This is a genomic window from Brevibacillus borstelensis (assembly GCF_037834415.1).
GTDB lineage: Bacteria > Bacillota > Bacilli > Brevibacillales > Brevibacillaceae > Brevibacillus > Brevibacillus borstelensis_A.
On the sequence record NZ_JAUMSJ010000045.1, the window covers coordinates 1 to 21,799 of the forward strand.

General features: G+C 53.3%; 21 protein-coding genes and 1 pseudogene. 8 read left to right on the plus strand and 14 right to left on the minus strand.

Annotation, left to right across the window (positions count from 1 at the left end; genetic code table 11):
* Positions 1 to 134: 134 nt before the first annotated feature.
* A complete protein-coding gene (locus Q3F21_RS23820) occupies positions 135 to 3,281 on the plus strand; it encodes a S8 family serine peptidase (RefSeq protein ID WP_340258569.1) in 3,147 nt (1,048 codons plus the stop codon).
* Between the two features lie 178 nt (positions 3,282 to 3,459).
* Here Q3F21_RS23820 and Q3F21_RS23825 read toward each other — a convergent pair whose 3' ends face one another.
* The 5 genes from Q3F21_RS23825 to Q3F21_RS23845 form a co-directional block, all read right to left on the minus strand.
* The gene (locus tag Q3F21_RS23825; protein WP_340258571.1) at positions 3,460 to 3,714 is read right to left on the minus strand and encodes a cupin; all 255 of its coding nucleotides are present in this window, start codon (positions 3,712 to 3,714) and stop codon (positions 3,460 to 3,462) included.
* A 93-nt stretch (positions 3,715 to 3,807) separates the two neighbouring features.
* Positions 3,808 to 5,496 (minus strand): methyl-accepting chemotaxis protein, encoded by a 1,689-nt coding sequence (locus Q3F21_RS23830; protein ID WP_340258573.1) that lies wholly within the window; start codon positions 5,494 to 5,496, stop codon positions 3,808 to 3,810.
* 337 nt (positions 5,497 to 5,833) lie between these two features.
* Entirely contained in the window at positions 5,834 to 6,415 is a 582-nt protein-coding gene (gene clpP, locus Q3F21_RS23835) for an ATP-dependent Clp endopeptidase proteolytic subunit ClpP (RefSeq protein WP_340258575.1), read from the minus strand.
* 44 nt (positions 6,416 to 6,459) lie between these two features.
* Positions 6,460 to 6,714 carry a hypothetical protein gene (locus Q3F21_RS23840; RefSeq protein WP_340258577.1) on the minus strand — a complete coding sequence of 85 codons (255 nt, stop codon included), beginning with the start codon at positions 6,712 to 6,714 and terminating at the stop codon, positions 6,460 to 6,462.
* Positions 6,711 to 7,310 (minus strand): winged helix-turn-helix domain-containing protein, encoded by a 600-nt coding sequence (locus Q3F21_RS23845; RefSeq protein WP_340258579.1) that lies wholly within the window; start codon positions 7,308 to 7,310, stop codon positions 6,711 to 6,713. Before Q3F21_RS23845 ends, Q3F21_RS23840 begins: the two co-directional genes overlap by 4 nt.
* A 352-nt stretch (positions 7,311 to 7,662) precedes the next feature.
* Between Q3F21_RS23845 and Q3F21_RS23850 the strand changes: the two genes are divergently transcribed.
* The 3 genes from Q3F21_RS23850 (at position 7,663) to Q3F21_RS23860 (ending at position 9,580) form a co-directional block, all read left to right on the plus strand.
* Positions 7,663 to 7,944: a hypothetical protein gene (locus Q3F21_RS23850; RefSeq protein WP_340258581.1), complete on the plus strand. Its 282-nt coding sequence runs from the start codon at positions 7,663 to 7,665 to the stop codon at positions 7,942 to 7,944.
* Between the two features lie 36 nt (positions 7,945 to 7,980).
* Positions 7,981 to 8,109, plus strand: a complete 129-nt coding sequence (locus Q3F21_RS23855) for a hypothetical protein (RefSeq protein WP_340258584.1) — start codon at positions 7,981 to 7,983, stop codon at positions 8,107 to 8,109.
* A 304-nt stretch (positions 8,110 to 8,413) separates the two neighbouring features.
* On the plus strand, positions 8,414 to 9,580 hold the full coding sequence (locus Q3F21_RS23860) for a monovalent cation:proton antiporter-2 (CPA2) family protein (protein ID WP_340258586.1): 1,167 nt from the start codon (positions 8,414 to 8,416) through the stop codon (positions 9,578 to 9,580).
* A gap of 120 nt (positions 9,581 to 9,700) precedes the next feature.
* Here Q3F21_RS23860 and rpmG read toward each other — a convergent pair.
* From rpmG to Q3F21_RS23880, 4 genes and pseudogenes are all read right to left on the minus strand, one after another.
* Positions 9,701 to 9,799: pseudogene (rpmG, locus tag Q3F21_RS23865) on the minus strand (50S ribosomal protein L33); the annotation flags it as partial.
* A 299-nt stretch (positions 9,800 to 10,098) separates the two neighbouring features.
* Positions 10,099 to 10,293: a hypothetical protein gene (locus Q3F21_RS23870; RefSeq protein ID WP_340258588.1), complete on the minus strand. Its 195-nt coding sequence runs from the start codon at positions 10,291 to 10,293 to the stop codon at positions 10,099 to 10,101.
* Positions 10,294 to 10,337: 44 nt separating this feature from the next.
* Entirely contained in the window at positions 10,338 to 11,555 is a 1,218-nt protein-coding gene (locus Q3F21_RS23875; RefSeq protein WP_340258590.1) for a GTP-binding protein, read from the minus strand.
* Positions 11,556 to 11,847: 292 nt separating this feature from the next.
* Complete coding sequence (locus tag Q3F21_RS23880; protein ID WP_340258592.1) at positions 11,848 to 12,810, minus strand: hypothetical protein; 963 nt, start codon at positions 12,808 to 12,810, stop codon at positions 11,848 to 11,850.
* Between the two features lie 318 nt (positions 12,811 to 13,128).
* Here Q3F21_RS23880 and Q3F21_RS23885 point away from each other — a divergent pair, with 318 nt between their 5' ends.
* From Q3F21_RS23885 to Q3F21_RS23895, 3 genes are read left to right on the plus strand one after another with little or no spacing between them, the layout of a single operon-like run.
* Positions 13,129 to 14,493, plus strand: a complete 1,365-nt coding sequence (locus tag Q3F21_RS23885; RefSeq protein WP_340258594.1) for a VCBS repeat-containing protein — start codon at positions 13,129 to 13,131, stop codon at positions 14,491 to 14,493.
* Positions 14,494 to 14,529: 36 nt separating this feature from the next.
* Positions 14,530 to 15,240 (plus strand): response regulator transcription factor, encoded by a 711-nt coding sequence (locus Q3F21_RS23890; protein WP_340258596.1) that lies wholly within the window; start codon positions 14,530 to 14,532, stop codon positions 15,238 to 15,240.
* Positions 15,227 to 16,642: a sensor histidine kinase gene (locus Q3F21_RS23895; RefSeq protein ID WP_340258598.1), complete on the plus strand. Its 1,416-nt coding sequence runs from the start codon at positions 15,227 to 15,229 to the stop codon at positions 16,640 to 16,642. Before Q3F21_RS23890 ends, Q3F21_RS23895 begins: the two co-directional genes overlap by 14 nt.
* A 64-nt stretch (positions 16,643 to 16,706) precedes the next feature.
* Here Q3F21_RS23895 and Q3F21_RS23900 read toward each other — a convergent pair whose 3' ends face one another.
* The gene (locus Q3F21_RS23900) at positions 16,707 to 17,339 is read right to left on the minus strand and encodes a nitroreductase family protein (protein WP_340258600.1); all 633 of its coding nucleotides are present in this window, start codon (positions 17,337 to 17,339) and stop codon (positions 16,707 to 16,709) included.
* Between the two features lie 184 nt (positions 17,340 to 17,523).
* On the opposite strand from Q3F21_RS23900, the gene Q3F21_RS23905 reads away from it, so the two are divergent.
* Positions 17,524 to 18,270 carry a glucose 1-dehydrogenase gene (locus Q3F21_RS23905; protein ID WP_340258602.1) on the plus strand — a complete coding sequence of 249 codons (747 nt, stop codon included), beginning with the start codon at positions 17,524 to 17,526 and terminating at the stop codon, positions 18,268 to 18,270.
* Between the two features lie 42 nt (positions 18,271 to 18,312).
* On the opposite strand, the gene Q3F21_RS23910 is transcribed toward Q3F21_RS23905, so the two are convergent.
* The 4 genes from Q3F21_RS23910 to Q3F21_RS23925 all read right to left on the minus strand — a co-directional run bounded on the left by Q3F21_RS23910 (position 18,313) and on the right by Q3F21_RS23925 (position 21,438).
* Entirely contained in the window at positions 18,313 to 19,971 is a 1,659-nt protein-coding gene (locus Q3F21_RS23910; protein WP_340258604.1) for a b(o/a)3-type cytochrome-c oxidase subunit 1, read from the minus strand.
* 16 nt (positions 19,972 to 19,987) lie between these two features.
* On the minus strand, positions 19,988 to 20,455 hold the full coding sequence (locus Q3F21_RS23915; protein ID WP_340258606.1) for a cytochrome c oxidase subunit II: 468 nt from the start codon (positions 20,453 to 20,455) through the stop codon (positions 19,988 to 19,990).
* A gap of 33 nt (positions 20,456 to 20,488) precedes the next feature.
* Positions 20,489 to 20,647 carry a cytochrome c oxidase subunit 2A gene (locus tag Q3F21_RS23920; protein ID WP_425341297.1) on the minus strand — a complete coding sequence of 53 codons (159 nt, stop codon included), beginning with the start codon at positions 20,645 to 20,647 and terminating at the stop codon, positions 20,489 to 20,491.
* Between the two features lie 473 nt (positions 20,648 to 21,120).
* Positions 21,121 to 21,438: a hypothetical protein gene (locus Q3F21_RS23925; protein WP_340258608.1), complete on the minus strand. Its 318-nt coding sequence runs from the start codon at positions 21,436 to 21,438 to the stop codon at positions 21,121 to 21,123.
* Positions 21,439 to 21,799: the final 361 nt, after the last annotated feature.

Genomic DNA, 21,799 nt, shown 5'->3' on the forward strand with positions numbered 1-21,799 from the left:
TTTTTGTCGAAGAAAAAACAGTAAATGTTTGTAATTATTTGAAAAAAACTACTTTTCCATGAAGGAAAATAGTTTCTCCGGGCGAATAAATTACCAATATTTAGAATTATATCAAAATGACAGGAGGAGAATGTGTGAAAAAGCAAGCGAAATCTTTCATTCCCTTATCGCTCTCCGCAGCTTTACTGTTCAGCGCTGCTCCCGGCAGTGTCTACGCTTCCGAAGAGTTGAGCAAACGAGAGCTGTCAAAGCTGAACAGCGTAACCAACGCAGTCGTGGAGCAAGGAGCCGCCACGGCGAAAATCTCTCCCCGTCTCAACACAACCTCACGGAAAGAGGTAAGCGTCATCGTGCAGCTAAAGGGAGAACCGGCCGCGAGCGAAGTGTCTTACAAACGCGGTTCGCGCTCTTCCTCCACCCTCTCGGCTGAGTCGCGCATCTCCCGCGAGCAAAACTCCTTCTTAAAGGAAGCGCGCAACAAAAACATCGACGTGGATGTAGAACGGACGTTTTCGCATGTCTTCAACGGCATGGAAATGACGCTGCCCGGAAGTGAAATTGAAAAGCTGGCCAATCTGCCGCAGGTAAAGGCGATCTATGAAAACACGATCTACACGATCCCCGATGTCGAGCTTGACGCGATGAGCGGCCGCGATTTCAAATACGACATCGCTCCCTTGAAGCAGATCGGCGTCCTGGATATGTGGGATGCAGGTCTCACCGGAAAAGGGTTGAAGGTCGGGGTCATCGATACAGGCGTCGACTATCTGCACCCTGATCTGAAGGATGCCTACAAGGGCGGCTATGACTCCTACGACAATGACAAGGACCCTTATGAGGAAGCGCCGATTTCCCCCGAAGATGACGCCAAAGGCGAAGGCGGCTATGAGGGCTCTTCGCACGGCACGCACGTCTCGGGAACCATCGTCGGGCGCGCCAAGAACAAAACGTCCGACGTCCAGGTAAAAGGAATCGCCTATGAGGCCGACCTGTACGTGTACCGGGTGCTCGGCCGCAAAGGCGGCAGCTCCGCACAGGTGATCGACGGCATCGAAAAAGCGGTGAGAGACGGCATGGACGTGATCAACCTGTCACTCGGAGCAGACGTGGAAAAAAACGCCGACTCCCCTGACTCGATCGCGGTCAACAACGCGATGCGGGCCGGCGTCATCACTGTGGTTGCCAATGGCAACGCGGCATCCGACGAGCCGGGCAGATTTTACTACACGGCCGGCTCGCCTGCAGGGGCGAAGCTGCCGATTTCTGTCGCCGCGGTAAACTCGCCAAGCGTCCTGTACGACGCTTCCGCCAGCTCGTCTTCAGGTCAAAACTACGAGTTCCACGTCATGGCCTGGCAGATCAGAGAAGACAATTTCCGCGAGTTGATCGGCACCGATCCGCTCCCCGTTGTATACGCCAACCTGGGTTCGCAGCGGGACTTTGAGCAGGTAGACGCAGCCGGAAAGGTCGCCCTCGTATCCCGAGGCAGCCTCGCCTTCACCGACAAGATCATCAACGCCAAAAAGGCCGGCGCTGTCGCCGTGATCGTCTTCAACGGAAACGACAAGGACGGCGATGGACAAGCCGACCTGAATCTCCCGCCGGAAGACCGCGGCGGTTATGTGGACACAGTGCTGGGCGACCAGATGGATGCGATCCCGACCTTTGACATGAAGGGGACGGAAGGACGTGCTCTCGCCTTGCAGCTTCTGAACAATCCGTCCAGCCCTGTCACCCTTGCCTTCTCCAGCGACTATCCGGTCACCAATGATCAAGGAGACAAGGTCGCCAGCTTCAGCTCCCGCGGTCCCGTGCTCGGCGACAACTACTCGATCAAGCCGGACGTGGGCGCTCCCGGCGTATCGATCCTGTCCGCTTATCCAGCGTGGGCCAAGCTGATCGACGATGCCAGCTACGAGAAGGCATACGCGCGCTCCAACGGCACCAGCATGGCGACTCCGCACGTTGCCGGCCTGGCTTTGCTGCTGAAGCAAGCGCATCCGGAATGGACTCCGTTTGACGTGAAGGCTGCGCTATCCAACACGGCGAAGCCGCTGTATGAAGAAGAGGATGTTCTCTACGACGTCTACTCCCAGGGAGCGGGCCGCGTCGATGGATTGGCCGCGATGAAAACGCCGGCCCTGCTGCAGACAGTGGAGCAGCTCACCATTTTGAATGAAGATTTTGAGGCGGAAACGATTGAATACAACGGCTCCAACTACAGCTTCGGGCTGCTGAAAGCGGGCAGCAAGCCTGTTTCGCAGACGCTGCAAGTGAAGAACACGTCCGACAAAGAAGTGCGTTACAGAGCCGAGGTCAAAATGCACAGCTCGGTAACCACTGATCCTTATCGTCCGAAAGAGACGCCAGACTCGGACAACATCAATGTCGAGCTGTCGACCGATACTATCTCTGTGGACGGCGGCGAAGCCGAAACCTTTACCCTTACCGTAGAGCCGAGGAAAGATGCGGAAGAAGGCGTGTACGAAGGAGAGGTTCTTCTGAGCAGTTCGGATCGCAGCCTTCCCAAGCTCCATCTTCCGTTCGTCATCCACGTGGGCGACAAGCCGGAGGATACCCACTTCGGCCTCGACAACATGAAGCTGTCCAGCGCCATTTTGTCTCCGGACGGTGACGGCGAAAATGATACCATCAACGTAGAGGCATTGCTCCAGGCAGAAGGCGTCAATGTGATCGAGCTTGAAGCCTACAGCATGGATGACACCTACATCGGCACGATGGCCGCTCTGTTTAACGATTACAAACCGTTCGCGCCAGGCCCGATCGTCTTCTCCAACATCGACGGCACGTACGTCAACGGTTCCCTCATACCGAAGAAGCTGGAACCGGGCGTCTACAAGCTGCGTCTGGTGGCGCAGGTGATCGACCCTGACCTGCCGAGAGGCGAGCAGGTTGTCCAAACGTATGAGGCCTGGAAATCGTTCAAGCTGGAGATCAACGAAACGGAAAAAGGAAAGCGCAGCACAGAGAAGAACGCCGATGGTCTGAAACAGGCCGCTGAGGATTTTGAAGCCAATGTCGTCAATACAGACAAGGTTGGCGAAGCCGTTCTGAAGCTGCCGGAGGACTCCGATGCAGTGACCTATGCCGTCACCGAGAGCTCCCATCCCGAGCTGATCGACAATGAGGGCGTACTGCTCGCATTGCCGGAGGATGGCAAGGAAACCGTTACACTCTCGGTCACGATTACATCCAAAGAGGACCCTGACAAGACCGAAAAAGTGAAAGTAAAAGTGAAGCTGGAAGCTGAAGACGAATAGAGCCGCCACTGTAAAATGGGCTGTCCTAAAAAGCAGAAAACCTGCTGCGGGGCAGCCCTTCTCTTTGGAGGAAACAGTCTATTTCCTGCCGTCATACGGAGGGGTTGAGATCTTCACCCTCTATGACAATCACCATCATTCCCGAATCGGTGCCCGACTCATGTCCCTCGCCAGCGACCTAGAAAGCGGCTTGACCCGCGCGAATCGGCGTACGCTCTTCCTCCTCGCCTCGAACCCAGCCCTCTCCCTGAACCACGAGGAACAGTTGAGCGACGACAGCGGGGTGATAGCCCACCACTCCGCCTGGTCCGAGATGGATGCAGCCGATCTGTACGGATCCCGGCGTACGAATGATACGGGAAATGGTGGCGTGAACCGAATCAAACTTATCGATGGGGCGTCCTGCTTCTTGATCAAAACGGAACAGCTTCAAGCCATCCTCTCCTTCATTTGTCCAGGTTATGTGCGTCTGTATTTCTTGAAGTTACCTGCATATGCGTAGTCTCAACCTGCCGAATACAAAATTCTACACCTTGAATCTGCCCAGCAGTTTTTCCAGCTCTTCCGCCAACTGGGCCAGCGACGCGGCTGACGAGTGGATCTCCTCCATCGAGGCCAACTGTTCCTCGGCTGCAGAGGAGACATCCATGGTTTGGGCCGCCGTTTCTTCCGTGATCCTCGCGATGTCGTCCATCGAGCGAGCCATTTTGTCCGTACTGACAGACAGCGTGCGGGAGGCCGCAGACACCTCCTGGGCTTGTGACGCCACCTCCTGGACCGCTTCCCGAATCCGGGCAAACGAATCGCCAGTCCGCACGACACCCGCCATGCCTGTGACGACCTCTTCCGTGCCGCGTTCCATGGACAATACGGCTTCCCCTGTCTCTCCCTGAATCGATTGCACCAGCTCGGCAATCTGCCGTGCGGACCGAGAGGCTTGCTCCGCCAGCTTGCGCACTTCATCGGCTACGACAGCAAAGCCTCTGCCTTGCTCACCGGCACGCGCCGCTTCGATCGCTGCGTTTAGAGCCAGGAGATTGGTTTGTCCGGCAATATCCGTGATCACCTCGACAATATGTACGATCTCCTGCGAGCGCTCGTCCAGACCGCCAACGACACGGGAAAGCGCTGTGAACGTTTCATTCATCTTGTTCATCTGTTCGACAGTCGTCTGGATCGTCTGGTTGCCTTCCGCAGCAAGCTCGGAAGCTTCCACAGCCGCAGTGGAGACGATCTCGGCCTGGTTGGCGATCTGATGAATGCCGGACGTCATCTCTTTTACTTCCCGGTTGCCCGTTTCGACACCCTCTACCTGCTTGTCCGCCCCGGCGGCGACCCTTTGAATGGATGTGGCGATTTGTTCCGTCGCCTTGCTCGTTTGCTGCGAGCTGGCCGAGAGCTCTTCGGCGGAGGCGGCGACCTGCTCAGCGTGACCGCGCACTTGCTGAATGATCACGCGAAGATTGCCGATCATGCGGTTGAACGCTGTGGCCAATTCCCCGATCTCATCCCTTGAGGCGACGGTAAGCTGCTGTGTCAAGTCGCCTTCTCCGTCAGCGATGGCGCGAAGCTGGGCATTCACCTTGTTCAGCGGAACGACGATGGAACGGACGATGTAGACAGCCATCGCGATGGAAAACAGGATGACCACGAGGGCAATGACCCCCTGAATCCATCCGACTCTGGCGCTCTCGGCCTCCAGACGGACTACATCCGTTTCTCTTTCTTCCTCAACCTGTGTGACCAGTTGTTCTACATGCTCGTTTAGCTGCAGGCGGACCTCCCGCTCTGAACCGAGATGAATTTGCAACGCACCCTCCCGGTTCCCGCTTCGATTTGCATCCATCAGTTTTTTGCTCTCAACCGAATAAGCGGAAACCAGCTCCTCGATTTTTTGCAGCTGCGTCTCCTGCTCAGCTGGGATGTGTTCAAATGCCTTTACTTTGGCCAGCGTTTCGTCAAGCTTTTCCGTCCTCTGGGAAAGCGAGTCGTAAAACCTCTCTTCTCCGGTCAATAAAGAACCGCGTTCATCGTTGCTGAGACCGGCGATAACGTACTGCATTTCACGAACCACAGTGAGCATTTTCGTATCTTCCATCAGCTCCCGGTTGCCCTCTAGCTCCTTGAGCTTCATCACGTGGCTGTAAACGCCCGATCCGATCAGCAAAATCAACATGACAGCAAAGGTAGCCACAAGCTTTGTACTTATTTTCACATTGCCCTCCTGATGTAAGTATCGTAGTTGAATCCCTCATGACTTAACCATTACCCGATCCGGTTTTTCCCGAAACTTTCATGTGACAAAGATCCCTTCGCCACAAGTTGCAGAAAAAATACAGCCCGAAGAGTCAGGCTGTAGGAAATCGCTACGTATGTTTTTCCATGTGCAATCCCAGAGCTGCCAAAATTTCATCTTCCATGGCATATGTGCGAGCATCCGGCCCTCCCCTTGCCGGTGGATGGGAGGATTCCCATTTTATCGTGCGTGCAAAGGCTTCTGTACGGGTAACTTTTTCGGAAAAGCCGAGCCGGCGGCGAATTTTTCCCGTATGTTACAGTTTTTCGATGACCTTGTCGACAATCCCGTACGCTTTCGCTTCCTCTGCGGTCATGAAATAATCGCGGTCCGCATCCCGCTCGACCTTTTCTACCGGCTGCCCGGTCCGCTTTGCCATAATCTCAAACAGCAGACGGCGATGATTCAGGATCCGGTCAGCCTGAATTTTGATGTCGCTCGCCTGTCCCTGGCTCCCGCCCCACGGCTGGTGAATCATGATCTCCGCATTGGGCAGGGCGTAGCGTTTACCCGGAGCCCCTGCCAGCAGCAGGAAAGAGCCCATCGAAGCCGCGGACCCGATGCATATCGTCGAGACTTCCGGCTTGATGAAGTGCATCGTGTCGTAAATGGCCATTCCCGCCGTGATGGAGCCGCCCGGGGAGTTGATGTACAAGTGGATGTCCTTTTCCGGGTCCTCCGCTGTCAAAAACAGCATCTGAGCGACCACCGCATTGGCTACCTGATCGTCGATTGCGCTGCCCAAGAAGATGATGCGGTCCTTTAGCAAACGGGAGTAAATATCGTAAGAACGCTCTCCGTAACTGGTTTGCTCCACTACTACCGGTATCAGATTCATGCTCATTCCTCCTATCGCCTATTCATCGTTAGATTACAACGAAGTTATGCAGCCGCTCCTGTGCCCAGCATGGCTTGGGGAGCAGCCTGCTTGCGCTCGGCCGCGTCAAAGCCGGACGACACGACGGTGACAGTGGCCGGACGCTCTTGCGGCCCGACTGTCCAGCTGGTCACCGTAGCTTCCTGCTTCACATTTCCATGGCTGCGCTCTCGCTGCGGAAAGGGGATGACCGTACGATCTTGCTGTCTGCCATCCCTTTCCCAAATGACAACGGCTTGCTTTTTCACCATCGGCGTCATGACTCTTCTCCTCCTTGAGCGATTTGCGGATAAACGGCCAGAACGACTTTATACGATTCTTCTGTCTCCTCGCTTGCCTGGTATTTCTCGACAAGCTGGCTTACCAACTGCACGTACTCCTGCACAAAAGCGCTGCGCTGCTCCTTTGTTGCCAGCCGGATGCTGGTATCGAGCGTCGCACTGGGGACCTCTTCCTGCTGGTCCGACCTCTCAAGGAGCGCAAGCGCATCCCGCTTGATCCGTTCCGCAGCGGTGATCAGGTGGGACAGCGAGCCTTGGTCCTTGATCCGGTCGACGGTCTCCTTGGGCCAGTTGAGCGTTTCCGACAAAATGTACGTGCGGGCGATCGCCTGGTACAGCACCTCTACCAGATTTCGCACCTGACGAGTGCCGACCCGTCGGACCAACCCGACCTTTTCCAGTGCCTTGAGATGGTAATTGACCCGCTGGGGAATATCATTGATTCCGCGCGCCAGCTCGGCTGCGGACGCAGGCTCGGCCAGTCGGCCAAGGATTTCGGCTCGCAGCGGATTGAGGAGAGCCATGGCCTGCTCCGGCGACTCGACGACATACGTTTCCAACACTTGTTGATCCATCTTATACACCTCAAGAAACTTTGTATTCACGTAAAAACATTTTATTACGTAATCCTCCCGTTGTCAAATGGTGGAAAAGCCAAAAAACGCGAGAGCTTGTCTCGCGTCCGCATCAGGCGATTCGATTGAACGAGCGTTTTTCTGATCACCGGTAACAGCATCCTGCGGGCCTGCATCAGAAAAGGGGCAAAACCGTTCCTATTGTCAATACGGCAGTGAACTGCAAAAGACAGCGAAAAACGTGCTTATCCAACACTTTACAGGTTGCCTTTTCCCTGTTTTCAAGTTTACAATAATCGGTACCAAGAACCGAGGTTCTTGCAAACGCCAATAAAAAGGGGGGAAATCACCGATGGAAGATCTTGTTCTTCTGATTTCGCTGGATGATTTCTTCGCCTTGCTCGCCTTGTTCGCGGGCTGCTACACCTCTGTTTTTTACATACAGAAGTGGTGTCATCCGCAAACATTGCCAACTGGCTGGCGTACGAACGATACTTACGAACCCTCTATCAATCGTTGCTTGGTCGAGACGTATCCGACGGCGGCAAGGCAGCCGCAGCGCAGACGTATGTTGCGTCGCTTGCGGTATGTAGACAGCGACGATGACGGCTCCGCACTCCTGTTTCCGGCATGATGAGAGAATCTGTCGCAAATAAGGAGGCTGGTATGTATGATCGCCAAGTATATCGGAGAAGCTATGTTGTTTGTGGTCGCGCTTCCGCTGTTTGCTTATCAGACAGCTGAAAGCCTGCACGCTCTCGCTGATGTGTTTGCCCAAATGTCCGATTACTTCAAATAAACACTTTTTTGACAATAGACTAACAGCTTGGCCGCAGCAATAGGTCAGGCTGTTTTTTGTTTTTGTCTTTGGCTTTCACGCTCGTAAATCCCACGTTTTCCCATTTAAAAAATGAGACATACGTATTTACATTCCACCCTTTATTAGGATATAATCATTACATAATTTGAACAGCACGAACTTTTAGGAGGAGCCTGTCACCAGTGGCTTTCTTTTGCCTTTTTTCGCAAAAGAGCCAGTGGTGGCAGGCTTTTTTTGCTTGTTTACCATTTGCAAACAATTTAGAAAAAGGTGGGGATACTGTATGCTAATCTTTCAACTGGCTGTCATCCTGCTCGCCTCCAAAATTGCCGGAGAAGTGAGCTCCAAGCTTGGACAGCCCTCCGTCCTCGGCAAATTGCTGATCGGGATTATTCTGGGGCCCTCTGTGCTCGGACTGATCACCAATACGGAGATCCTTAAGGAAATCAGCCAGATCGGTGTCATCCTCCTGATGTTTATTGCCGGGTTGGAGACCGATATCGACGAATTCAAACGCAGCGGAAAATCCTCCATGAATGTCGGCGTGATCGGCATCATCGTTCCGCTGGCTCTCGGATATGCCGCCGGAGCTGCTATGGGACTGCCTGCGCTGGAGTCTGTATTCCTTGGTCTGCTGCTTTCCGCCACTAGCGTGAGCATCTCCGTCCAGGCTTTGAAAGAGCTGGGCAAGCTGAAATCGAAGGAAGGCGCAACAATCCTGGGCGCCGCCGTCATTGACGACGTGCTGGTCATCATCGCGCTGGCATTTGTCATGAGCTTTGCGGGCGGCGATGTCAATCTGGGAATGGTTGTCCTCAAGAAAGTAGCCTTCTTTGCGGTCGTCATCCTGCTCTCTTGGAAGGTCGTTCCGTGGGTCTTGCGGAAGTTTGCTCCGTTAAAAGTGACGGAAGCAGTCGTGACTGCCGCCCTGATTATCTGTTTCCTGTTCGCCTACCTGGCGGAATACACCGGTGTCGCTGCCATTATTGGCGCGTATATCGCCGGCATTGCCATCAGCCTGACCAATTATCGGCATGAAGTCGTGGAAAAAGTGGAAACCATCAGCTACTCCATTTTCGTGCCGGTGTTCTTCACCTCGATCGGGGTATCTGCCCAATTTACAGGCATTCTCGACCATTTTTGGCTCATTGTCGGCCTCAGCGTTTTAGCCGTCCTGACGAAGTTTATCGGCGGGGCACTGGGGGCCAAAATGTCCGGATTTGGCTGGCGCAGCTCCTGGGGCATCGGGTCCGCGATGGTCTCACGCGGCGAGGTCGCGCTGATCATCGCATCGATTGGACTTGAGGCAGGACTTTTGGCTGACAGCATGTTTACCGTATTGATCGTCGTCGTCCTTGCTACCACGATCGTGACGCCGCCGCTGATGAAGATTTTCTTCTCCGAGAAAGCGGAGGGACGCGAGCAGATCGCTTTGAGAAAGGAAGCGTAACGTCCAAGAAAAAGCGGCCGCTATCGGGAAAATAGTCGGCAACGCAAAAACTCTGCGCCCGGACCGATCCGGCGGAGAGTTTTTGCGTTTTTGCCTGTCATAAAAACGGCGAAAGTCCGCTTATTTGGTTTCGCGGTGCAACGTATGCTTTTTCAAGCGGGGCGAATACTTTTTTAATTCGAGCCGCTCGGGGTGATTCCGTTTGTATTTCGTCGTAATTTGAGACTCCCACGGCTAAAGCCGCAAGCTGACACCTTCGGTATCAGTGGGATTCTTAGGTGGTAGTCGGAAGTGCATTTCTGCTATCCGTAGTTCCCCCAAGTTCAGGGCTGTCTCATCAGCCCGTCCCACGGCAGAGCATATAGCTCCGTAGGCTGGCAGACTGTTACCATCTGCCACAGGTTTGCTCTTACAAATGTTTTAGCGTCTTGTTCTTGACGACTTCATACATTTTACGCTCAAGAAGATTCGCTTGAGCAACCCCATATGTATGCTGTTTTCAAAGAGCGATGATTGTTTTAACGTCTTTTGCTTGACGGCTCAAAGAGCATATCCTGATTATACCAAATCAGGTTTGCCCTGCCCATCCCATGAAGGGATGTTCGGGCAAAGCCGTCTTTCATCCCACGATGAAAACCGTGGGCTTTCAGTCGGCAATTACTGTAATTCCGGTCGCCTGACTCCGTGCATTGCAAAATCACCTGTACGCGCATGTTTGCTCCTCCTGACTTGATTTTTTCCGATTCGTTTGTCTCGATTACGTGGCCGGCAGCGCTGTTTCCACAACCGTGTCGGATGTGGGGAGCGGATCCGGGATGGCGGACCAATCTCCGCGGTATTCCTCCTCCGTCAGCAAGCACCGATCCAGCTTCCGCTCAATCTCTTCCCTGTCCATCCCGATGCCGATAAACACCAATTCGGTTTGGCGATCTCCATGGTCGGCATCCCATGTTTTTGCCCATTCCGGATCTTCCGCCAAAATAGCCTCCCGCTCCGCAGCAGGCAGCGCGGCAACCCAGTACCCCGCTGCGCCGATTTCAATCGAGGTCCCCGCCTGGCTGAGCGTCATCGCCAGGTCATTGCGCGTCGCGATCCAGACAAAGCCCTTGGCCCGCACCACCTCTTCCGGCCAGTCCTGGAGCCAGCTCGCAAACCGCTCCGGGTGAAACGGGCTTCTGCGGCGATAGACGAACGAGGAGATGCCGTATTCATCCGTTTCCGGCGTATGCTCTCCTTGCTCCAGCTCTTTGATCCAGCCGGCAGAACGGCTCGCTTTTTCAAAATCAAACAAGCCGGTATTCAGGATGTCCCCCGGGTGAATGTAGCCGCGGCTGGTCCGGATCAGCCTGGCATCAGGCTGCAATTTCCGCAGGACCGCCTCCAGCTCATCCAGCTGTTCCGGCTCTACCAGGTCGCACTTGCTTACGATAAGCACATCGCAAAATTCGATCTGGCTGATCAACAGATCCACGACATCCCGGCGATCTTCTCCGCCAGCAGCCTGCCCGCGCTCCAGCAAGCTTTCTCCGGATGAAAAGTCGTGCCAAAACCGATTGGCATCGACTACCGTAACCATCGTATCCAACCGGCAATAGCGGGACAGATCAATGCCCATTTCTTCATCGACATACGTAAACGTCTGCGCGATCGGCACCGGCTCGCCAATCCCGGTCGATTCGATCAGGATGTAATCGTACTTGCCCTCTGTCGCCAGCCGCTCAACTTCTGTAAGCAAATCCTCCCGCAATGTGCAGCAAATGCACCCATTGGACATCTCGACTACCTTTTCCTCGACGCGGGACAGCCCGCCGCCCTGGGCAATCAGCTCCCCGTCCACATTCACTTCGCTTAAATCGTTGACGATGACCGCGACTCGCATTCCTTCCCGATTGTTCAACACGTGGTTAAGCAGCGTCGTTTTCCCTGCTCCCAAATAGCCGCTCAGCACTGTTACGGGTATCCGATTGTCGACCATGCTTATGTACAACTCCCTGTTTGCGGATTGTAATGAATGAATCTACACAAATCGTAATAAATACGATTTATAAGCTATCCTACAGCCCGCAAACGAAAGTTGTCAAGATAAATCGTATTGATTACGATTTAATGAGCAGCACCATTTCATTTTTTCTTCTTCAGCAGTTGAAAGCAAAAAGAGCTGACCCCGTCCACGAAAGACAAGGATCAGCCCTGACTGCCAGTATTCGATTCAAAAGCGCTGGACAGGAGCAGATTCCTGTCCGCGGCTTTCTTGCAAGCTCACACGTTTATTTCTTTGCAGGCCGAACGCTCTGAACCGTCGTCCCGACTCCTTGCCCGTCTAACGTTACCTTGTACTGTCCCGGGTTATTGAGCGCTGCTTGATCGATCAAGGGAACAAACTTGGTATATCTCCACGTCAGTGCGCTGTACACCCGGCCATTTTTGGTCGGAATGGTCACGAGGATGTCTTTTACTTTGTCCGAATTGATATAGCCGATGCTGAGCTTCGGCAAGTATCCAGCATCCATCTTGCCTACGGAAGCGAAGAAATGCTGGTTTCTTCTCCCGTCGCGGACGACGATGCGCAGGTCATCCACCGGCAGGCCAAGCTCATCCCCCTCTTTGTGCCCGACCAGCATGACATGGTCTTTTATGCCGTCACCGGTAACATCGGCATACTTGGTGTCGAGTACAAATGTGATGTCTTTATCCAGTGAAATTCCGCTATTGATGAACACTTCAGGAGACGGAAAGTTGTCTGATTCGCCCTGGCTTACAGTCAGGCTGACAAGCTGCGGCTTCTGGTTTTCCAGCGTCCAGATGCTTGTGGCGTGAGCGATCCGGTCGTTTCCGTGCAGTCCCCACAGCCTTTGCCGCCCCACATATTGAATCGACCCGTTCTCGGTGACATAGGGCACCAGCTCAGCCAGCTTGTCGGAAAACCCGTTGGTCGGCTGCGTCACCCTCCCCTGCTTGTCGTAAATCCCTAGGCGCAAGTACTCGTCCTTGTTTGCCTTGATATCGATATAGGTCGTTGCTCTCGTCTTGTTGTCCACTACCTTCGCGCGGAATCCGTCGATAAATTGTATACTGAACAAGATGGTCTCCTCCGGCGCGATCCGCACAACCGTAACAGCCGTCTGCAAGCTGCTGGCTTGTGCCTGGACGGGGGCGCCCGCCCATGTAGAGGTCAATGTGACTGCTCCTCCCAAAACGGCTGTACATAACGCTCGTTGCCATGCTTTCATTTCCTTCTTATCCTCCCTTATTCTGCAAGCTTATGTCTGCTTCTCCCGCTGTTATCGGAAGCTGGCTCCAGGCTCATGCCTGCGCCCCATCCACTTTTCTGCCATTATTCGCAATGGATGGCTTTCATTTCTCTGTAAACATAAACGGTGAATCTTCGCAAATTGTTGCAGCCATGTTTCTTTAGTGCTCGTCCTTTTTTTGGCTGCCCCTGTTTTTTTACCGGTTTGCAACAAATTTGCCTCAAGGGCAAGCTACAATAGGTAGAGAATGAAATCATGCGTCTATTTGAGCAACAACAGAAAGGAACGAAAAGACAGATGAAAAAAATCTGGCTGTATTTGGCTGTCTTGTCTGTCGCGCTGACCGGCGGCTGCGGCTTTACCGACACTCCCAACGAGCTGATGCGTGCGCCTGCAGCCGATGTCAATCAGCAGTCGATCAATCAGGCAGTCATGCAGTTTCTCCCCCCCGGCTCGCAGCTGACGGTGCCGTTGAACCCGGATGAGTCCAGCGCTGTCGCCCTCCATGACTTGACGGGGAACGGTTCGCCGGAAGTGATCGCTTTTTACAAAACGGAAAAAACCGATTATGAAATTGGCGTCCTCGTCTTGTCGCAGAGCGGCGGAAACTGGAAAAAGACCGCTTCGTTCACTGGAATCGGTCGTGAATTGGACTACGTCGATTACGTCGACGTGACGGGAGACGGGGTTCCGGAGATGTTGATCGGTTGGGGCGGCGGAGACGGCCTGAACAAAGAGCTGTCCGTTTATTCCCTAAAGGAAAACCAGCCCGTAGAGCTGCTGAAGCAGCCTTATTCCGTCATGGCGGTAGGCGATCTTGACGGAGATGAAGATCAAGAGCTGGCCCTCGTCGTTCATGACAGCAACAATCTGGCTTCCAAAGCAGAAGTGTATGGCGCTTCGGACGGGACAGTGTCAAAATGGACGGAGATCCAGCTGGACGGCAACGTAAACGGCTATGAAAAGGCGATCATCGGCAAAGCGTCCGCGGAGAAAAAGGGCATCTTCATCGAAGCCGGTCTCGGTGCCCATTCCGCTATGACCGAGCTGCTGATCCTGGAAAATGGCCAGCTGAAGCGGCCATTGGCTGGCAGCAGGGAACAAATGGAACTGACCTTTAAGCCGTACAGTCTGTATAGTGAAGATATCAACAATGACGGAATTATCGAGATCGGGATTCATATGCAGCCGCCAGGAACGGATGAGCTGCCCATGGTGGACATCCCCTGGATCGCTTCCTATTACCAGTGGGATGGCGGCAGCGGCCTAAAGCATGTGGAGGATCATTTCCAAAGTACAACGCTTGGCATCGATTTCCATATCCCGGATAAATGGAAGGACAAGTTCACCGTCGAGCGAAGTCCCGACTCCAATTCAACCGTGGCCCACATGGTCTACTTCGGTCAGAACGGAGAAAAGAAAGCAACGCTCCTCACCTTCCAGTCGATCCCTCAACAGGAATGGGCAAAAATGGAAAAGTCTGCGGAAGGCAAACAGACGCCGTATCTGGTATTGTCAGAACAGGGCAAGCAGGTGCTCGTAGCCATCCAGCCGCGGAAGCCCGACAATCTGGGCAGCTCCGCATTGCGCGAATACAACGCCATGCTGCTGACCTCGGACGAAATCAGACAGTTGTTCCGACCGTATAAAATGCCGATCTAAGTATCGGCCGGTTCGGTTTCGTAAGGAGACGAGAACATGAAAGTGCTGTTGTTGGAAGACGAAAAATCAATCCGCGATTTTGTCCGCATCAATCTCAAGCGCGAGGGATGCGACGTCATCGAGGCCGCTACCGGCGAAGAGGCGCTGGCCATTGCGGATAGCCAACCGAATATAGAGATTGCCATCCTGGACGTTATGCTGCCGGGAATCGACGGATTTGAGGTATGCGGACAGCTCCGCCGAAAATTTCCCCGGATGGGGATTATCATGCTGACGGCGAAGAGCCAGGAGCTCGACAAAGTGATGGGGCTGGAGTTTGGCGCGGATGACTACGTCGTCAAGCCGTTCAGTCCGGCCGAGCTGCTCGCCCGGGTAAAAGCCCTGCACCGCCGGCTTACCGCGATCGACGTGCGGGAGGAAGATTTCCATGTCATTGACATCCCTCCTTTTCAGCTGCTCCTCGACGAGCGGAAGCTGATCAAGCACAAGAAGGAAATCGATCTGACGCCAAAAGAGTTTGCCATCATCAAGCTGCTTGCGGAGAACGCCAACAAAGCGATTAGCCGTGACGACATTTTGACTGAAGTCTGGGGGCAGTTTTATATCGGAGATTTGAAGGTAGTGGACGTGAACATCCGCCGCATCCGGCAGAAAATCGAAGACGATCCGGCGCATCCCGCCTATGTCGAGACGGTCTGGGGCTACGGCTATTTGTGGCGAAAGGAAACGGCTGATGAGGGGAATTAGGGCGCGGCTCGTCATCCATTTCGGCCTGATCCTGCTGCTGATCGTCCTTGTCCTGGAGAGTCTGTTTTACTGGGCTGTGCATACCTACTACTTTGGCACCGCGACAGAGACCCTCGTGACGAAGTCGACCACCTTCACCAACTTTATCAACAAGTACGCAGGCAGCTATCATCTGAAAGACAAAGCCCGCTATATACTGGAAAACTTCTCAAAGGAAGAAAGCGCCAAGGTGGAAGTTCTGGATTTGAGCGGGAAGGTCATTCTGAATTCCTACGGCTTTCAGACAGCGGAAGTCATTCAAACACCGGACGTTCCCAGTGCCCTGCAGGACGGCATGGGGTTGTACGTCGGCAAGTCTCCGTATACGCGAGAGAGGGTGATCGCTGTATCCAACCCGCTTTTCCACCTGGGAGAGCAGGTAGGCGTCCTGCGCTACTCCATTTCGGCGGAGCCGCTGTATACGGCCGTGTACAGGATCGCGATCTACGGGGCTGGAGTCGGGGCGATTGTCGTATTGTTCGCCTTTAGCTTGAGCCTGATCATCGCTAAACGCATCGTCGGTCCGATACAGGAGCTGACCCGGGCTGCCACGCAGATGGCGACCGGAAATTTCTCCGCACGGGCAAAAAAGCAATTTGAAGACGAGGTCGGCACTCTTGCCGAGGCGTTTAACTACATGGCTGCGGAAATAAGCAAAAACGAGCAAATGAAAAACAACTTTATCTCATCGGTTTCTCACGAGCTGCGCACGCCTCTTACCTCGATCAAAGGCTGGGGGGAAACACTGATCTCAGGCGGTCTGGAAGACAAGGAAGAGACCATGCTGGGGCTGGAGGTCATCTCCAAAGAGACGGACCGGTTGATCGGGCTGGTCGAAGAATTGCTCGACTTCTCGAAATTTCAGTCTGGCGAACTGAAATTGTCCACGGAACGTCTCGATCTGCGCGATATTGTTGAGGATGTGCGGATTCAATTCGGCCTTCGGGCCCAGGACGAGAGCATAGACTTTCTCGTCCATATCCCGCCCTCGCCGATCCCCGTACTGGTGGACCCCAATCGAATGAAGCAAATTTTCGTAAACCTGCTGGACAATGCTTTTAAATTCACTCCCGCCGGAGGCTCTATCCAGATTTCCTGCCAGGCGGACGAGACGCATGTGAAAGTACTGGTGAGCGATACGGGAGAAGGGATCGCCCCAAAAGATTTGCCTCATATTACCGAAAGGTTTTTCAAGGGACAGTCCAAACGATCGGGCAGCGGTCTCGGCCTTGCCATCTGCAAGGAGATCGTTCACCTGCACGGCGGCCAATTTTCCGTCTCCAGCGCTCTGGGCAAAGGGACGACTGTAACGGTTGAACTGCCGTTGGCACAAAATCTGAGCCAAGAGGAGAAAAACGTATAGCCGAAGTTTGTCCAACAAAAAAACGCCCGACCACCGCGAGCGTTTTTCTTCTCTCTGCTTCTTATTAAAAGCTGTTTTCAATCACCAATTGGTCCAGTCCGAAGCGATGTGTCGGGTAGGCAGGAGTGCTCGCCTTGCCCAACGTTATGATCATGGACGGCAAGTAGCGGCTTGGAATATTGAAGGCCTGGATCAGCTTCTCTCTGTCGAATCCTCCCATCGGGCAAGTGTCGTATCCTTTTGCCTTGGCGGCCAGCATCAGCTGCATGGCGGCCAGGGAAGAGTTGCGAATCGCTTCATCGCGGGCGAGCTGCGGATTGTCTCGGTACGCGTTCTCGATTTGACTGATCATCGTATCGCGAACCTGCTCGCTCACGTACCCTTTTGCCAGGGCCTCATCGTAGACGGGACGAGCCGACTTGCCGGCCTCCAGATCAGCCAGAATGACGATCGAAGCATGGGCTTTCACGACTTGCTCCTGTCCGTAGGCGATCGGGAGCAGGCGTTCCTTCTGAGCCTGATCCGTCACGACCAGAAAGCGCCAGTGCTGCAGATTCCAGGAGGATGGAGCCGTAGCTGCCAACCGCAGAATTTCGTTCAGCACTCCTCTCGGTATCTCTTCGTTCGAATCGTACTTTCGGACGCTATGGCGCGCTTCCATGGCTTGCTCAGCTGTAAGTTTCATGTCTGTTTGCATGATACATCCTCCTTTGTTTGTTCAAGTAGCAAAGACAATACTTACTTTACTATAGTTACATACTGCATTTCCAGCCTATTTTTGTTTCCTTGCAGTTTGCGCCAGTAAAGCTGTCGCTTTCAGTTTTCGGTTATCCTTGCTATTTCATGCACAGCCATATCTACTTCTTTAGGAGGGTTCCGTTATGCCGTTTTCAGAAAAAGTTGTCGTCGTTACCGGAGCAGGACAAGGCATCGGCTACGCCGTTGCGGCCATGTATGCTACCCGGGGGGCAAGGGTCTGCATTGCCGAAAAAAAACGGGAATTGGGAGAACGCGCTGCGGCAAAGATCAGCCAGGCAGGAGGCAATGCCTTTTTTCAGCCGGTCGATGTAAGCTCTCCTGCGGAAATCATTCGGCTGATGGAGGTAGTCGCAGAGCGCTGGGGGCAATTGGATATCCTCATCAATAACGCCGGTGTGTCCAAATGGAGGTCCCCGTATGAACTGTCCGTAGAGGAATGGGACCAGGTGATCAATACCAATCTGCGCAGTGTCTTTCTCTGCTCTCGTGAGGCCGCTTTGTTGATGCGGAGAACAGGCGGAGGCGCTATTGTCAATCTCTCCTCCACGCGTGCCCACATGTCCGAGCCCCATTCCGAGGCCTACGCAGCCTCCAAGGGCGGCATTCTAGCTCTGACCCATACGCTGGCGCTTTCACTCGGTCCGGACCGGATTCGGGTCAATGCCATTTCCCCGGGCTGGATCGAAACCGGCGATGAGGAAGCTCTCCGTCCGGAAGATCATGAGCAGCATCCTGTCGGTCGCGTGGGACGTCCGGAAGATGTCGCCCGAGCCTGTCTGTTTTTGACCGACGACGAAAACGACTTTGTTACCGGTACCGAGCTTGTACTCGACGGAGGCATGACGCGGAAAATGATGTATCTGGCTTAAATGAAATGAGCCACTCGGTTTTGGGCCGAGTGGCTTTCTTTATTACCAGGTGCGGATTGGCGGAGAGCCTGGCGGATTGTGGGTCAGCTGATCTGCGATCGGAATGCCGTAGGCCATTACGATCAGGAAGAGCAGTACGCCCACCCATACCGGCCAGCGTTCCAGAATCCGGGGCGTATGCTGTTCGGTTTCCGGTTCCGCGATCGGGTATTCGGTTTTTCCTTTCGGAGCGTAGAAGGTCAGGTAACCCAGGATCAGGATCAGCAGCACAGCCGCCACGAACAACAGTCCGCCGCCAAATCCCATGACGCGTTGGTAATCCATCCATCCGAGCGCCGTCGGATGATCCATGTACGTGGTGTAATCCGTCCGGCGAGGCGTTCCTTGCAGGCCCAGATAGTGCATGGCAAACGACATCAGGAACATGCCGACCGACCAGAATACGGTTTGCACCATCCCCATGCGATTGGCCGTACGGGTCAGTGTCCGGCCGGTCAGAACAGGGATGAGCCAGTAGCTGACACCGAAGAAAGTGAGGGCGACAGCGGCACCTATCGTAATGTGGAAGTGACCGGTGACAAAGATCGTATTGTGTACGACAGCGTTCATCTGGTTGCTGGCATTGATAATCCCCCCGGCTCCTGCCGGGATAAAGAAGAGCATGCCGACGAACGGCGCGAAGAAGCGAACATCGGACCACGGCAGCTTTTTAAACCAGCCGAACAGTCCCACTCCCCCTTTTTTCCGTCCCGTTGTCTCAAAGGTCGCAAACATCGAGAAAGCAGTCATCAGCGACGGCACGACGACGATCAGCGTCAGAATGACGTGAATCATTTTCCAGCCGGGGGAAATGCCCGGCTCCATCAGCTGGTGGTGAAAGCCGACAGGCATCGAGAACAACAGCAGCAGAATAAAGGACAGACGCGCCAGAGAGTCACTGAATATATGGCCGCCGATGACGCGCGGCACGCAAACGTACCAGGCGATATACGCAGGCATCAGCCAGAAGTACACGAGAGGATGGCCGAAGAACCAGAACAGGGTGCGGCTCAGCATGATGTTGATGCTCGGCGTCCAGCCCAAAGACCAGGGAATGAGCTGGAACAGAACTTCCACGGCAACCGGAACGGTTGCGATCAGCCACAGAATGAAAGTCGTCACCGACATGAAGACGAACAGCGGAGACAGCTTGCCTCTGTTTTCCCGTCTCCATTTGCGGTAGCTGCTGAAGATGGCAAACCCGCCAAACCAGCTTCCCACGACCAGAAGCGCAGACCCGATGTAAAAGAACGGCGATGCCTTCAGCGGCGCGTAAAAGGTGTACAGAACGGACGCGTCGTTCATGACGATCGTCACGACCGCCATCGCCGTTCCGATGGTCATCAGGATCCACCCGATCCAGCCTAGACCGCGAGCAGTGCCGTGCAGAGAGCCACCCGTCGTTTTGGCTACTCCGGACAAAAGGAACCCGATGATGAAATACGTCGTAAAAATAAGTGCCATAAGTACGCCATGCGCAGTCAAAATTTGATAGTAATTCGTCCAGCTAGGCAGTTCGATAAGCCCGCCTCTCACCATTCCTTGCAGCATCCCGGCCAGTGCAGCCAAGCCAAAAGCCGCGTATGCGACCCACACGTATGCAAGGCTGAGACGAGCCGTAGGCCTGTCGACCTGTGCCTGCCCCATTGTTGTTGGATTCATTTTTTTCACCTGCCCTCTATTTCACAATAATCGTAGTCGCCATCACCTGATGCCCGGCGCCGCAGTATTCGTTGCACAAAATCAGGTATTCGCCCGGTTTGTCAAAGGTGTACGTGGCAGAGTTGATATGGCCCGGCATCACCATGAAGTTGACGTTGGTTCCCGGTATTTGAAATCCGTGGACGACGTCGGGGCTGGTCACGTGAAAGTTTACCTTCGCTCCGACCGGAACCTCCATTTTATTGGGCGCAAAGCCAAAGGCAAACGCCGTCATGTACGCGTCGTACTCGTTGTCATTCAGCTTTTTCAGGCCGGGGTTGTCGAACGGAGGAGTTTCGGTCACTTTGGCCGGATCGATCATTTCCATGTTGCTCGGGGGAGCCATTCCCATCGCGAACGCATTCACGCACAGCAGCACGATAAACAGCGCCAGGCCGCCCGATCCCAAAATCAGCCAGATTTTTTCATAACGGTGCAGATGCATCTTGTCCTCTCCCTTCTCTTTGAACTTGCTCTTCTATGCACGACCAAGGAATAGTCCGAACACACCAAACCAGCTTAGGAGTATGATTGCGCCTACCAGCAATACAGCGACAAATGTTCCTTTCAAATTTTGCTCCGGCTGCGTCTTTTTTGTATTGTCGATCTGGCGCTGCGATTCTGTTCTCGTCTCCACGGCTCACTCCTCCTTTCCTGAAACCGTGACCGGCGTTATTCCTTTTCACGCCTTCATTCTACCCCCCAGTCCGTTGCGGTGTAATTCAGGGAAAACCCCTAAAATGCTCCGGGAACCTCCTGATATTCCCCATTTTTTGACACAATTTGTACAATAAAGCGCTAAGGTGGGTGCAGAATTCGACACCAGTTCCCTTGCATGTCGTTAAAATCCGTCTCAATTTCCAACACAACAAAAAAGCTGGCGCCGGTTGAATTCCCGGCGCCGGCTTCTGGACTTGTATATGGAATGCCCAGAGTTGACCACTAATCAGTATTCTTTTTAACTCTTTTGAACCGCCCTAACGTTTTTTAGCATCTATCCAAGGCCCCACCCCGGCTCTTCTTAGCCATTTAAGTACTATCTGGTAAAATCCTCATACCGTTCAATTTTTTTGCGTTGTATGACTAATTAATCTGGAACACAGTACCCTATTACTGGAACGGGTCCAACAGGAATCGTTCTGTAGTATTCGAAGTCGTTGTTAGTATATCCGCTTTTATATCTAAAATGTTTTTTCCGATAGGGATATTTCCTCTTTTAATCTCGTCATTTGTGAAACTCAAGATTTTTTCAAATTTCTCAAAAGCTTCTTTGCTCACACCGGCTTCTTTATGATTTTTAAAGCCATTTACAATTACACCGTTTTGAACAGTAGTCTTCTCTTCTAAATTAGATTGGGCAATTTCCAGAAGCAACTCTAAATCATAATCAGTTTCTTGTTGTTCAGCATGGGCACTGGGGACTAACACTTGGGAATACCCGGTAAAAAGGAAAGCAGTCGTTACAGCAACGGATAAGAACTAATGCGCTAACTTATTTTTTTTCACTTTTAGTTCCTCCAACCCTATATTCAAGATAAGTAAGCCAAAAAACCAACGCGACTGTGATTCCAACGGAGACCTTCCTGCTTATGCCTAAGCTGATGTCAAGATCAAAAAAACTGAATACCAGAAGCCCCAGAACTATAACCAAAAGAATTCTCCTAATAATTCCACCCCTACCTTTTTTTATAACAATATTATAAATTAATCAAAATGAAAATATTGTCTTTTTTTGTCGATTATACTAATTTTTTTCAGCACAACTTTTTCATAATTTCGAAGCAGAAGG